General features: G+C 43.5%; 9 protein-coding genes. 1 reads left to right on the top strand and 8 read right to left on the bottom strand.

Annotated features, from left to right (window positions below; genetic code table 11):
- Positions 1-1,305 (bottom strand): CitMHS family transporter, encoded by a 1,305-nt coding sequence (locus tag DCK90_RS01895; protein ID WP_108244491.1) that lies wholly within the window; start codon positions 1,303-1,305, stop codon positions 1-3.
- Positions 1,302-2,930, bottom strand: a complete 1,629-nt coding sequence (locus DCK90_RS01890) for a carboxylesterase/lipase family protein (RefSeq protein ID WP_108244490.1) — start codon at positions 2,928-2,930, stop codon at positions 1,302-1,304. Before DCK90_RS01890 ends, DCK90_RS01895 begins: the two co-directional genes overlap by 4 nt.
- A 92-nt stretch (positions 2,931-3,022) precedes the next feature.
- On the opposite strand from DCK90_RS01890, the gene DCK90_RS01885 reads away from it, so the two are divergent.
- Positions 3,023-3,745, top strand: a complete 723-nt coding sequence (locus DCK90_RS01885; RefSeq protein WP_108244489.1) for an NUDIX hydrolase — start codon at positions 3,023-3,025, stop codon at positions 3,743-3,745.
- A gap of 206 nt (positions 3,746-3,951) precedes the next feature.
- On the opposite strand, the gene DCK90_RS01880 is transcribed toward DCK90_RS01885, so the two are convergent.
- From DCK90_RS01880 to DCK90_RS01855, 6 genes are read right to left on the bottom strand one after another with little or no spacing between them, the layout of a single operon-like run.
- Positions 3,952-5,340: an Ig-like domain-containing protein gene (locus DCK90_RS01880; RefSeq protein ID WP_108244488.1), complete on the bottom strand. Its 1,389-nt coding sequence runs from the start codon at positions 5,338-5,340 to the stop codon at positions 3,952-3,954.
- A gap of 17 nt (positions 5,341-5,357) precedes the next feature.
- On the bottom strand, positions 5,358-7,124 hold the full coding sequence (locus tag DCK90_RS01875) for an Ig-like domain-containing protein (protein ID WP_108244487.1): 1,767 nt from the start codon (positions 7,122-7,124) through the stop codon (positions 5,358-5,360).
- 20 nt (positions 7,125-7,144) lie between these two features.
- Positions 7,145-8,629, bottom strand: coding sequence for an SLC13 family permease (locus DCK90_RS01870; protein ID WP_108244486.1), 1,485 nt, complete (start codon positions 8,627-8,629; stop codon positions 7,145-7,147).
- Positions 8,626-9,405: a DUF4886 domain-containing protein gene (locus tag DCK90_RS01865; protein WP_234414565.1), complete on the bottom strand. Its 780-nt coding sequence runs from the start codon at positions 9,403-9,405 to the stop codon at positions 8,626-8,628. The genes DCK90_RS01870 and DCK90_RS01865 overlap by 4 nt, the downstream gene beginning before the upstream one ends.
- A 26-nt stretch (positions 9,406-9,431) precedes the next feature.
- Positions 9,432-10,850 carry a SusD/RagB family nutrient-binding outer membrane lipoprotein gene (locus DCK90_RS01860; protein WP_108244485.1) on the bottom strand — a complete coding sequence of 473 codons (1,419 nt, stop codon included), beginning with the start codon at positions 10,848-10,850 and terminating at the stop codon, positions 9,432-9,434.
- A gap of 18 nt (positions 10,851-10,868) precedes the next feature.
- A complete protein-coding gene (locus DCK90_RS01855; RefSeq protein WP_108244484.1) occupies positions 10,869-14,120 on the bottom strand; it encodes a SusC/RagA family TonB-linked outer membrane protein in 3,252 nt (1,083 codons plus the stop codon).
- Positions 14,121-14,212 lie beyond the last annotated feature (92 nt).

Here is a 14,212-nt window from a genome sequence, read left to right as displayed (position 1 = left end):
TTATATGGGAATAGTTCCTATTAATATAGATACAATGGTCATAACAATGGTCGCACCGAATGCATATTTAAAAGTGAACCGCTGATGCTCCGCTAAATCCACTTTCGCCAAACCGATGAGCAAGAATGTCGTTGCTGTCAATGGGCTCAATGGAAACCCAGTGGTCATTTGCCCCAATATGGCAGCCTGACCCACACTAATGGGTTCTACATTAAATTGACCTGCCACTTCGGATATCACGGGCAAAAATCCAAAATAGAAGGAATCCGGGTCAAAAACAAAGCTCAGTGGCATACTGGTGACTGCCATAATAAGCGGAATTTGTTCCCCTGCACCATCAGGAATTACATTGGCCATGGCACGCGTCATTTCAGCAATCATTCCGGATTCTGTCATAATACCTGTAAAGACGCCCGCTGCCAGTAGGATACTTGCCATCAAAAGAGATGCTTTTGCGTGGGAATCTATCCGCGAAGCTTGATCTTTAAGGTTTGGATAGTTTACCATTAGGGCAATTATAGTACCTAGCATAAACGGCAGTGCAGGGGCGACAACACCCACGATCAGCAATACAATCACTGCAATGGTCAACACGATATTGAACCAGAACAATTGAGGCCTTCTCATCCTTTTTTCTTCTTCTGAAACTTTTTTCTGATAGCCATCATCTTTATCAACATCCATGGAGCCCAGTTGAAGTCTTTTAGCCTCTTTGGAGCCTAAATACCATGCAATGACCAAAACAAACAATATTCCGAACAATTGGGGTATCATTACAGGAGTGTACAATTCCGTTATCTCGACCTGTAGTGCCGTAGCTGCCCGAATGGTAGGTCCGCCCCAAGGGACGAGGTTCATCGTTCCTGCACCAAGGGCAACAACACAGGCCAATACCCTTTTGTCCATTTTGAGTTTCTCAAAAAGAGGTAACATAGCGGGAACGGCAATGAGAAAAGTAACTGCTCCAGAACCGTCCAAGTGAACAATCATTGAAAGAATTGCCGTACCTATGGTAATTTTTACTGGATTGTGCCCCACCAATCTGAGGATGATATTGATAATCGGGTCGAACATCCCAGCATCGGTCAAAACTCCAAAAAACAATATGGCGAAGACGAACATGGCGACCACCGGGGCAATATTTTTGATGCCTTGTATTGCAAAATCTGCGGTATCCAGACCAAATCCTGCAATCAACGAACCTATAATAGGGACCAGAATCAAAGCGGAAAGGGCACTTACCTTTTTAGAAAGGATAAGTGCCAGCAATACCACAGTAATCGCTATTCCAGTAAAGAGAATCAATTTTTATACACTTGGTCTAAAAAGTTATAGCGAGCATCGTTCGATGCCTTGGTAAGGTTACTCTCCGTGTTGATGACCATTACGGGAGGGTTACTCTCATTACTCTTGGAAGCATTCCAATTAGGAAGCTCTCCACCATTGGGGTCGCCTGTTTTAATAAAGTTTGCAAAGAACTCCTGCATAGTGGTAGATGCTTTATAATCATCAGGGGTCCAGGCATAATCATCTACAAGGTGTAAATTGCCCATAGCATATTCGATTTCTGCAGCATGCGGTGCCCCGATTGCTTTGGGCATCTGAGGTGCACCGGAATCCTTTTCTACGGTTCCACCCGCCAATCCTGAGACTTTGCTTTGATCTCGTAAAGGTGGACGTATCTTACTGTATAGATATCGATAAACCGGTTGGTCTGAGTTTTTACGGTGCAAATCGAACCATTTCCAAGTACTGTAAACTATAAAGTTATCGGATGCCAGATTGGTCGCTGCCCATGCTACTTCCGTGGATGTGCCATGAGGGTAGAGTTCCAAAACTTCCTCATACTTCTTGGGATAGTTTTGCTTTACCTTTTCCACAAAAGCCTCTTTTGTGATTGGTCCCTGTGTAAATGCCATACCCGGTATTTCCGCAGAATTCCATCCAACCAATAACGGCACTTGGGCCTGTTGTTTCGAAGCAAAAATTTCAGGTAGCGTTTTTGGCAGAAGATAGCCATCAATGACCATGGGAAAACCAAACCTTTTAGAGTCGTTGTACTTTTCATAAATCTCACGTGTGCTCAGTTTCCTTAGCTCAGCAATATTTTCCACACCTGTGCTTTCAAGAAACTGTGTTCCTTGTTTCTCTGCCTCTTCCAAGGAAACAGGAGCCATAGTAGGTGAAATTGCAGCTCCACTTTCTCCTATTGCCCCCGCAATAAGGTTTTTTGATAAGGGAGAGGCCATCTGTACACTGACTCCTATGGAGCCAGCTGACTCCCCTGCAATGGTCACTTTCTCAGGATTTCCGCCAAATGCCGCAATATTGTCCTGCACCCACTTGAGGGCCATGTTCTGATCCAATTGACCGTAATTACCAGAAGCTTTGTATGGGGCCTCTTTGGTAAGTTCCGGGTGTGCCAAATTCCCAAAAATATTCAGGCGATAATTGGTTGTCACGACCACAATGCCCTTTTTGGCCATGCTTTCGCCGTCGTATCTATACTCGGATGCATCTCCAGCAACGTTTCCTCCTCCATAGAAATAGACCAAAACAGGAAGGTCTTTTTCGCTGTGCTTAGCAGGTGTCCATACATTTAAGTATAGACAGTCCTCGCTCAAACCTTTTGAGCGGGATTTCATATCCCCGAATACCATAGCCTGTATAGGTCGCGGACCAAATTCCTTGGTTTCCTTGACACCTTGCCATGCATCCAAAGGCTGGGGAGCTTTCCAGCGGAGTTCCCCTACAGGTGGTTTTGCAAAGGGAATCCCAAAATACTTTTGGATGCCCGAATGGGTATCGTAAAGCCCTTCAATTGTTCCATTTTTCAGTTTTACCTGGACCGGAAAGGCATTGGTGTTCTGTGCATGAGCACTAATGCCAAGTCCTAATAAAATCATTAAGGTAATAGCTAATTTCTTCATTGTGCGTTTGTTCTCTTTGTTATTGTAACAGTTTGTTACAATAATACTTTGTTTTTTCGAATTTTCATGCTTTATTTACCAAAATTTCAGTTTTGAATACCGATAAACATCCACAAAGCCTTAACAAAGAAGACTATCTTTCCCATATCGCATTTGATTCTGTCATATTTGGATTTAATGGAAAAGACTTAAAAATCTTGATATTGGAGTATCATAACACGGGCTTGTTCGCTTTACCCGGAGGATTTGTACGACGAAAAGAAAGTCTGGCCGAAGCTGTCACCAAAGGCGTAGAGGAACGAACTGGAATTGATGACCTCTATTTGGAACAGTTCCAAACTTTTGGAGGTCTCAATAGATCTGATTCCAAAGCGATGGAACAAATATTGGAAATGAACGGACTGGATATTAAGGCCAATGAGTGGTTATTGGACCGGTTTATTTCCATTGCCTATTATGCACTGATCAATTTTGAAGAAGTCAATCCCATTCCTGATCCTTTGGCCGACAGTATTGAGTGGTATTCTTTGGATGAACTTCCCCCATTGATGATGGACCACGAGGAAATCGTTCATAAAGCACTTGAAACCCTACGTGAAAATCTGGACAAAAAATTATTGGGCATGAATCTGCTTCCTGCAAAATTTACCATGAAAGAATTGCAGAATGCCTATGAAAAGATAACGGGCGAAACCTTCAAGCGTACTGCATTCCAGCGGAGGATGCTGGCTACAAAAAACTTGGTCCGTCATGAAAAGCTATTTACAGGGGGAGCCCATAGAGCCCCATACCTCTATAGTTTTAAAATCAAGTAAAGCTAGAATCATTTGGATCTATTTCAAAACCGAACAAAAATTTGGAAACATTCGACACAATATGTGTTTGATTTTCAAAATTTTATAATGACTATTGAAATTGAAAATATAGTAAGTTAAAAAAAAGATGACCCATAGTGGGCCATCTTAAATTAACTAAATCAAAAATAAACTATCCTTGAATTTTACTCTACATCACAAATACCTTATTCAAATTCCAAAAAATAGTCCTTGAACTCAGGTGAATTGAACATCCTGTTACCATCGTGTGCCACATTGGGCACTACTATTCTTCTATGATTATGGTCGGTAGGGTAAAATGTTTCCATGTATTGAAACATATGCTCCCCCCTAATGAAGCGATTGGACCCCAACAAAGTTGCTTGACAGTCCGTAGTGTTAAGAGTTCCTTCCGTTGATGTGTCATCACTTCCCAAAAAGTAAACCGTATTCCGTGAAACCTGCTGTTGGGTCAAGGTAGTTGCATCTACCCCATCCAAATAAGGCACAGCAAACTCATATCCATACGGCCAATAATCGTATCCCTCACAATCCATAGGCTCATAGAAACTGGAGGTATCCTCATTATAGCGCTGGCCATCTGGATAATAGAAATATTGATTGTTTGCCACCACGTACTGAAAATCAATACCTTCTATCGTAGCCTGCACTTTATTGGCCAAAGCATAATGTTGTGTATAAGTGGCTCCGGATGAATGTCCGGTAATAAAAATGTTCTCTACATTGGGAAACTTCTCTTGGTTCGAAAAGCGATTCACCAGACTATCCATTACAGTAAAGGAGCTAATTGCGGCATTATTGTTTCCTGCGTTTGCTCCTTCACGCCATCTGGAATCGTTCCATATCAATCCATTTGCTGGGGCCGTTCCATTATCTTGAAAGTATGGTGCAATAATAAGAGTGTTTCTTTCCATCTCCATACTTTGCAACGAATTGACCATGTAATTGTAATAATTATCTGCATCTCGATTGGCTCCGTGGACTACCACAACGACCTTCTCTATAAAGTCCCATACAAACTCGGTGTCTTCGATAAAATCATAGTTTGAATAAACATCAAAGGATAAGGATTGTTCTGAATCGTCCAGAAACTCGATTCTTTGCATACAATCTTCAGATGCCGAAAGGCATGGGGTCTTTGCATTCGTTTCCGCATTTTCTGTTGTAAAAGAATAGGAAACCGACTCTTGGAGCATTTTTCCCTCGACACCAATTCGACCAGAATCAATATTAATTGTATAGGCCGTGTTGGGCACCATGTCGCCCAAACCAATCAGCACCTTAGTGGATTGGTTAAGGTATTGCGCCGTATAGGTCACATTCTCCTGTCCTGCACTTATATACACCGCATTTTCAAATACACTGGGTTCCACTGCGGACGAAAAAACAACCTCAAAAGTACTGTTCAATGGAACACCTTGCATATCATCGGTAAATACAGAATCGTTCAATTTAACGGAAATCACGTTTAACGAGCCCGTCGTGGCATCATCATCTTCACTACAAGCGGTGAACCAAAGCACAACCATGCCCATAAGTACACGTTGAAGGTTCTTAATTATATTTTTATTCATCTTATTCTTTTAATAAATTAATTACATGCTGGATAGGTACAGGCCGACTCTTGTGTTATGGTGGAACCAGCAGCGCAATCCACACCACCTGTCATCCAGGTTGCACCCTCCTTATAGGCCCAAGACCCCGAATATTCCCAGGCTGCCCCTGTTCCATCCACATCAACATCACCAAAGGTTTCAACCACGGTATTCCCATTGAACAGTTCTATGGCATCATCACCATTTTGGTTCATGGACTCGGTCTCAATAATGTGTTCGAACGAATCGATACAGCTACCAAAATAAGCAGCTATAGTTGCTTGCTCGCGAGCCAGAAGAATATCGTCCCCTTCCTCTACGGCAATTGCCGGAAGTGTATATTCGATACCGTCGGTACCACCTCCATTGTTGGCAACACCGATACTGTATATGCTCAAATCGGGAATGTTCTTATTTACCTTTAAGTGAACGGCCTTTCCTCCATTGGTCCCACTACCGTCCCATGATAGGGCCAGTACTCCTTTTAAGGAAAGTGCTTCGTTACAAATGGGGTAAGGACAGTTGGAATCGGCAGAAGTAGTGGAGCCAACGGAGCAATCAAGCCCGCCAGTGGTCCAGAACCCATCAAATTTATAGGCCCAAGTTCCGGAATATTCCCAGGCCTCACCCGTACCATCTACGTTAGCGTCCCCATAGGTTTCGATGACAGTATCTCCTTGGAACAGTTCAATGGCATCGTCCCCGTTTTGGTTAATTGCTGATTCAGCTTGGAGTACATGCTCGAACTCACCGGCACACCCTCCTAGGTAAGTGGATAACAATGCCATTTCCCTTGCTACTAAGATGTCATCCCCTGCTGCAACAGAAATCGCAGGCAAGGTAAACTCGTTTCCATCCGTTCCATCACCATTGTTCGCTGTTCCTAAACCATAAAGGCTCAAGTCGGCAATATCCTGATTGGCCACAAGATGGATGGCCTTACCATCATTGGTACCGGAACCATCCCATGTTAGGGCCATAATCCCCTTTAAGGATAAAGCAGGTAATTGCTCAATAATGGCTAACGTTATCCCTTCTGAGCTACTGGAGGCATTGGTTACTTCTCCCAATGAAATATCAATCAGCTCATTGCCTTCATTTTCGCCATCCAATACGGTGGTAATCTCAAAAGAAACAGACAAGGAACCTTGAGGAACAGTGATAGTTTCCTCCCCGGAAAAAGTATAGTCCACATCCTTGGTGGCACTTCCATCAAAAATGATGGTAGCGGTCACATCATCGTTCGCAACTTTATTCAAGGTTGCCGTAATCGTCGCCGTTTCACCATCTTCCTGTAATTCGGAAACATCGCTGGACAAGGTCAAGGTCGGTGGCACAAAAGCTGCGGTAGTGAAATTAATGGCAAAAGGGGTGTCCAAGGATTCACCTTCAACACCATACGTTCCCTCTGGCAATGTTACCGTATAACTCGTTTCATAATCCAATTCACTTGGAATCAAACTAACATTTGAGTCGGTGTTTGAAAATTCAATTTCGTAATCTACGTTTGCGGAACCTGAAGTAAATTCCAGGGCCGATACTATGGCTTCGGTATTTAAACTATGGGAAAAAATCAAATCGACCGATGTGTTCACCGGAACATTTTCGGCATTGGTCCCAAAATTTGTTTCGGTTATATTGGTGGTCAATACTCGCAACGAGCCGTCATCTAAAATGCTACCTTCATCGTCATCGTTACAACCAATAAATAAAAACACCATAAAAAAGGCTATGTGCAATATTGGGTTTTTATACGTTTTCATGTTTAGTAATTTTTAGTTTGTCATTTGGTAATCTTTTCTGAAATAAATACACTGAACTCCCTTGGATGAAAATCCCAAATAAGAGGCAGTAAGTAGTACACCATAAGTGAAAGGAACACTATGGAAACAATGTTCATCCATATCCCACTCTTTGCCATATCGGATATTTTTAAATATCCCGACCCAAAAACAACCGCATTGGGTGGTGTTGCCACTGGGAGCATAAAAGCACAGGAAGCTGCCACTGTGGTAGCCACCATCAATATGTAAGGGTTGATATCGAGTCCTATGGCAATTGGCGCCAAAATAGGAAGCAACATGGCAGTCGTAGCCAAGTTTGAGGTTACCTCGGTAATAAAGTTTACGGAGGCAACGATTACTACAACCAATACAATAAGGGCCAATCCTTGCAACAGACTCATTTGACTGCCCAGCCATTCTGCCAATCCGGTCGTCTCAAAACCCGAGGCCAAGGCCATGCCGCCTCCAAAAAGCAATATGATCCCCCAAGGAAGCTTTACGGCATCTTCCCAATTGATCAAAGGTTCCTTTTTGTTGTCACTTTTAATGGTGAACAACAAAATACCAGCGCACATGGCTATTATGGTATCATCAATGGCTGGCAACAAAGGTTGAAGCACAAAAGAGCGGGTGATCCAAGCAAAAGCGGTAAGGACAAAAATGCCCAAGACCATTTTTTCTTCCTTCTTCATGGGCCCCAGCTGTTTTATCAATGTATTGATTTCCTCCCTTCCACCTGGAAACTCTTTCTGTTTAAAGGTAAAGGCAAACTTGGTCAGGTAGATCCAAGCGATGACCAAAAGTGGAATTGCTATGGGCAATCCCCACTTGGCCCATTGCCAAAACGTAATCTCTATCCCGTAGACCTCTTCTACATAACCGGCGAAGACCAAATTCGGAGGTGTTCCAATCAAGGTGGCCACCCCTCCAATGGAAGCACTATAGGCTATTCCGAGCATAAGCGCCTTTCCAAAAATCAAGTTTTCGTCTTCCCGTGTAGCTGGATTGTCCTTTAGCTGTGTAACAATGGACATGGCTATGGGCAACATCATTACTGAAGTGGCGGTATTGGAAATCCACATAGACAAGAATGCTGTTGCCACCATAAAACCCAGAATAATCTTGGAGACATTGGTCCCTATGATGCGAATAACATGCAAAGCGATCCGTTTATGCAGATTCCATTTTTCGATGGCAATGGCCAACATAAAACCGCCCATATATAAAAAAATGTACTTGTGTCCGTATGAGGCAGTGGTACTTGATAAGTCCACAGCTCCCGTCAATGGAAATAGAATAATGGGCAAAAGTGCGGTCACCCCAATTGGGATAGCCTCGGTCACCCACCATATGGCCATCCAAAGGGTGATTCCCAACATGCTAAAAGCACTCTGTGGCATACCGGAAGGAGGGTCAAAGGTTTGTAGTATTAAAAAGACCAATGGCCCCAGTACCAAAAATATATTTCTTTTTACCAAACTCATTTTTGGGTCTTGTAAGGTTCAAAATTCATTTCATCCACCAGTTGCCTCAAAAAGTCACCTGTGGTTGGCAAAACAAACGATAGATATAATTTTTCGTCGTTCGCATCCTTAGTGATCAAACGGTCGGGAACCTCAAGGATGGATTTACCCGTGAGCAATTTGGTAATCGTCAATGCAATCAAATACGTACCATCCGAAGAAGGGTGTTTGTCATCAAAATAGAATTCCAAATCAGGCCTCACAGTTCGAGCCTTCATATATACCGGTCCCACTGGCAACACCTTTGCATTTAGCGATGTGGCCAGATCCATGTACCCTTTGGTAATGGTCTCTTGCATCAATGGATTGGATTTATAGGCCCAAGTCATATAAAAAATGGGCTCCGCCCCTTTGGAACGGACCAATTCGGCAAACTTGGTCCCGTATTCCTTAAAACGTTCCGGAGTGTCTATGGTACTAAGGCTATGGTCGCCGAACACAACATAGTCCCATTCCTTTTCTTCAAGTAGTTGACGGGTAACGGTTCCTTTTTCATTTTTCCAATGCTGTTCCAAATTACTGCCACCCACTGTGGATTGATGTGCAGAAATATCGACTCCCTGTGTTTCGGCCATGGCATCCACCAATTGGGGCATGTTCCAAAAGTAGGTGAAGCTATTTCCAACAAACAATATTTTGATGGGGTCTTCTTTTTCTTGGGCACTTAGCTGAACCGGAATGGTCAGCACCAGTGCAACAATCCATATACTCAGATTTTTGATATGTCTATTTCTCATAATTTGATAATGCAATTCTTATTGGTTTATTGATTGACCGGGGTTTGGTCAAAAAAGTTGGGAATTGGGTCGGGAACATTATCGTTCCTGTCTATTTCAGATTGTGGATACAAAAACCGTTGTGGCAGCTCATTGCCCGTGTTCGGGGCGATAGGTACCCTGACAACCGTTTCTCCCTCGGTTCTTCGGGTATCGTTGAATGTCTCTATTTGTCCGAACAATGTAATGTAACGTTCTTCCAAGATTTCGCGGAGCAGCGCATTTTCCGGACTGATACCATCCATATTTTCCATTCCTCCCACTTCAAAATCTGCCGACACATAAGGTTCATAGTTTACTTGGGATGGGTCTACATTTCTAAGGTATCCTCCTGTGTCCATAAATTCCCTATACTCGTTCAGATTGGATAGTCCTGTACCAAAACCACTGGCCCTTAGTCCTGCCTCTGCCAATATCAGTAGGTTTTCCTCATAGGTCACCAAAGGTGCCGGGGCATCCTGGGCCGCAAAACCGTCTTCTATATTGGGCTGTATCCCTGTGCTATTCGTGGTGAAAAGAAAACCATATCGTCCTGTTTCATCCGTCTTGGCATTTCCCCTATAATTGGAAGGTATCGGACTGCCTGCGCTTGGGTCAACAAGACTTGCCATAAAATCGGATACCACAAGGTCGGACTGCCGTACTTCTATGGCAAAAAATTGATAATTGAGATTGGAGTTTTCCGCCGCAGTTCCATGCGGTCCATACATACTGTTCGCCATGGAGCTAATTCCGTTGCCCGCGGCATTCAATGCAGCTTGATAGTTCTTGGTGTGCATGTAAAAACGTGCCTTAAGCGTATAAGCGGCTTCTATCCATGCATTGGCGTCTCCATCAAAATAAATATCGGAACCGGCACTTGGTCTTCCCGTTCCTTGGCCCAACAACGAAATTGCGGTATCCAAGGTGTTCTGTATTTTTCCATAGACCGAGGTCTGGTTTTCAAACACGGGGTCCGTGATAGCAACATTTCCAGCTTCATCAAAAGGGATATCACCATACAGAGATGCGATGGAACCTGCAACCTGTGCCTGTAAAACCAAGGCTATTCCCTGTGCAATTGGGCCAATTTCATCATTGAGAGCGGTCTCTTCCGCAATCAAGGCATTTCTGAAACCATTTACAAAGGCATCATTCCAAAGGGCATCAAAATCACTGGTGGTCACCGAATAATTATAGAACCCTTCATGCTGTCGATCTATTCCTCTATACTGGCCGGCAAAAATAGCGGCTCTACGGGCCGATTCCCCGCTCTGGAACAATAGGTTTCCTACTTCTGCCCCAGTCAGCACAGAACTGAAGGAACTCTCCGTAAGGTTATTGGGGTCGTTGTTCAAGTCGTCGACCAAGTCACTACAGGATGCCAGTAGCGTACAAAGTATTATGATGGATATATAGCGTTTCATTATAATAGTTTTTTTTGATTAGAAGTTAAGTGTTAGGCTAAACAAGTAGGATTTAGTGCTTGGGTTGTTGAAATAATCTATCCCTCTAGCTGCACTTACCCCCGAAAGATTGGTATCGGGGTCGTTTCCTTCAAATGGGGCCCATAAGAACAGGTTTCTTCCGGTCACTGAAAATTCAGCGGATTGAATTCCCATGGAATCCGCCATCCATGCATTTTTTAAACGATAGGAAAGGCTTAATTCCCTTAAACGGGTCCATGAACCATCTTCAATATACAGTTCATCATTTCCATTGCTGAAAAATCCTCCGTCGCCATTGTACCATGCTTCGGTAAGAGCAACTGGGCCCGCACCAAAATCCTGTACATTCCCCCTAAAGGTTTCCCCGATATTGATAATGTTCCCGTCCGCAGTAAAGTAATTTCGTGTCGCCGTGACCTCATTGGCCGTATCGTACCAAGTTCCCAAATCTCGCATCACGGATTTGGTTCCGGCATAAATATCTGCACCTTGATAGGTTTCCAGCAGGGCTGTCAATCTAAAATTCTTGTACGAAATGCTTGTGGCCAATGACCCTTGCCAATCTGGGTTGGGGTCACCGATTACACCTTCCACCTGGTCTTGCTCGGGAAATCCGTATTCATCATAAACAATGGAACCATCTTCGTTCCGGAGGGTTCTGGACCCCCACAAGACACCCAAAGGCTCTCCTTCTACCGCACGGGAACTAACTGCAGAAAGGCCTCCTAGGTTCAAGGATTCTATTCCCGCCAAATCGGTCACCTTATTACGAACTTGTGTGAAATTCGCATCTATCGACCAGCTAAAATCTCCCGTATCTATGATACGATAGCCCAAATCCAGTTCGTAGCCTTTGTTTTCGATTTCAGCGCCATTGGTATATACGGATGTGTAGCCCGTTGAATTGGCCTGTGGAAACTCCAACAAAACATCTTCCGTAACATTGGAAAAGTAAGTACCGCTGATAGAAAGCTTGTTTCTAAAAAAGCGCAGGTCCAAACCTAACTCCATTTCCTTTTTCCTTTCTGGTTTCAAATTGGTATTACCACGACTGGCACTTGGTACAAAAGCTCCATTACCGAACAACCCAAGATTCAGTCCTCCTCCGTATGAATCGCCAAATGTGGGGGAAACATATACATTTGAGGTATTGTATCGGGCAGGCTGTACACCGACCTCACCATAGGAAGCTCTTAATTTTCCGAAGGAAAAAAATGTGCTTTCGGTAAAAGGTTCCAGTTCGGAAAACTGCCAAGCTATTGAAGTAGAAGGAAAAATAAAGGCTTTGTTGTCCATATCCCCAAATGTAGAAGCGGTCTCGCCCCTGACCGTGGCATTTACATACAACATCTCGTACAGCGCAAATGATGCCGATGAATATACCCCCACGGTCCGTTCTTGTCCTTGGGAACTATTGGTCTCTATATTTTCGGGCAGGATATTATCCGAATCCCGTATACCACTGTCCACATCGAGGAACTGTACAAAGTTTGTCCCTACGTATCCATTTACCGCTCTTGATTTATCGTTATAATTAAATCCCAACAAAAAATCACCACTGACATCATCCGTTAGGTCAAAATTGGTCTTGGCGATGTAATCCATATTAAAAATGGTATTGGTCGCCAATTCCTGACTGATAAAACCTGTGCTATATGAGCCCGATGCGGAACCTGGTGTAAAAAATTGATTTCGTTTCTCACTATAGTGGTCAAGCCCCACTCTACCTATCAAGGTCAACCAAGAGTTGGGCGTAGCGGTCAACTCCACATTAGTGATAAAACGATCCACCTTGGCCAAATTTTCTTGTTCGTTTATGGTCCAAAGTGGGTTGTTATAGGTAGGTGTACCGTCCGCACCTAATGGTTCCCTATACGATCGTTGCCTATCGGATACCGGAGTTGCATCACTATTTGCATAATAGTCCCCTCTGTATCCAGAGATATCAAAATCCACTGGATTTCTCAGTAATCCAAGATATAATCCTGAACTGTTCGCCCCTTTTAAAATTCTATTGGACTTGGTACGGGAATAGGATGAGCTGATCTTCAAACTAATTGCATCGGTAAAGTTTTGTCTGGCATTAAAGCGCATGGTCGTTCTATTATAATCGGAATTGTTCCTGATGATACCTTGTTGGTCCAGGTTTCCTAAACTAAAGAACATAGAACCTTTTTGATTACCTCCGCTAACGCTCAAGTTGTTTTCCAAAAAGTGCCCATTATCAAAAATCTTATCAAAATTGGAATCATGGAAGGTTTCCCTTGAGTTTTTGTTCAGAATAGGATAATGGACATTTCCGTTTTGATCCAGATAAAACTCGCCCGAGGTATCCAGTTCATCCAGGCCACCGGACCTTTCGGACAGCTTATCGCCCCAGGAATCCCTGGCCCTTTGATCATATACCCCATTATCGCCCTGGCCGTATTCATCCTGTTGCGGATATCTACGGTTAATTTCATCGTAGGAATAGGTACTCTTTAAGCTTACGGAAAGTCGGCTGTTGAATTTACCGGTTTTGGTCGTAATATTGATGACACCGCCTAAGGCCTGGGTACCCCATAGAGCCGCTGCCGATGCTCCTTTGAGTACGGTAATGCTCTCGATATCGTTCGGATTGATATCGTTCAGCCTTGATTCTTGGTTCACTCCACCGCTATCGCTGTTTCCTCGCACATCGTTACTAATGGGAACGCCGTCCACAATAATAAGCGGTTGACTGTTTCGGGTGATGGAAGACACCCCCCTGATCTGAATGTAGGAACCTGCCCCCGGATCGCTCGAGTTCCGTGAAATACGTACCCCGGAGGATTTACCCGATAAACTATTGAGTACATTGGTCTCCCCTGCCTCGGCCACCTTGTTCCCAGAAACCGTGGAACTGGCATAACCCAAATCGTCTTTCTGTTCCTTAAATCCCAAAGAAGTTACGACAACCTCATCAAGGGCCTCTGCACTCTCTTCCATTACAATATTTAAGGTAGCACCGCTCCCCACCGTTTTGGTTACCGTGGTAAACCCAATATAACTGAATAGAACTTGTGAGGATTCATCGCGTACCGTAATGGCGTAATTACCATCAAAGTCTGAAGTGGTTCCATTAGTTGTCTCTCGCTCAAGTATGGAAACCCCGGGCAATGGCTGCCCATTTTCGTCAGTTACTTTTCCGGAAATTTGTTTTTGAGAAGATACAATTTGAAAGGAAAGGACCCCAAGAAGCAAAAATGCATGCTTAAGTCTGAATTTCATTTTAAATGTTTTAAGTTTGATTAGTTTAGAGTAAAAACTACCAAAAAAACAAAAGTTGTTGTTTTGATATTATTGTGCTTATGTGATTGACA

The sequence above is a fragment of the Muricauda brasiliensis genome (assembly GCF_003057865.1).
GTDB classification, from domain to species: Bacteria; Bacteroidota; Bacteroidia; order Flavobacteriales; family Flavobacteriaceae; genus Flagellimonas; species Flagellimonas chongwuensis.
This window is presented reverse-complemented; position numbering and strand designations above follow the sequence as displayed.

Excerpts from the sequence above, each read along its gene's own strand:
- DCK90_RS01890 (WP_108244490.1), bottom strand. The coding sequence starts at position 2,930 with ATGAAGAAATTAGCTATTACCTTAATGATTTTATTAGGACTTGGCATT.
- DCK90_RS01880 (WP_108244488.1), bottom strand. The coding sequence starts at position 5,340 with ATGAATAAAAATATAATTAAGAACCTTCAACGTGTACTTATGGGCATG.
- DCK90_RS01875 (WP_108244487.1), bottom strand. The coding sequence starts at position 7,124 with ATGAAAACGTATAAAAACCCAATATTGCACATAGCCTTTTTTATGGTG.
- DCK90_RS01870 (WP_108244486.1), bottom strand. The coding sequence starts at position 8,629 with ATGAGTTTGGTAAAAAGAAATATATTTTTGGTACTGGGGCCATTGGTC.
- DCK90_RS01865 (WP_234414565.1), bottom strand. The coding sequence starts at position 9,405 with ATGAGAAATAGACATATCAAAAATCTGAGTATATGGATTGTTGCACTG.
- DCK90_RS01860 (WP_108244485.1), bottom strand. The coding sequence starts at position 10,850 with ATGAAACGCTATATATCCATCATAATACTTTGTACGCTACTGGCATCC.
- DCK90_RS01855 (WP_108244484.1), bottom strand. The coding sequence starts at position 14,120 with ATGAAATTCAGACTTAAGCATGCATTTTTGCTTCTTGGGGTCCTTTCC.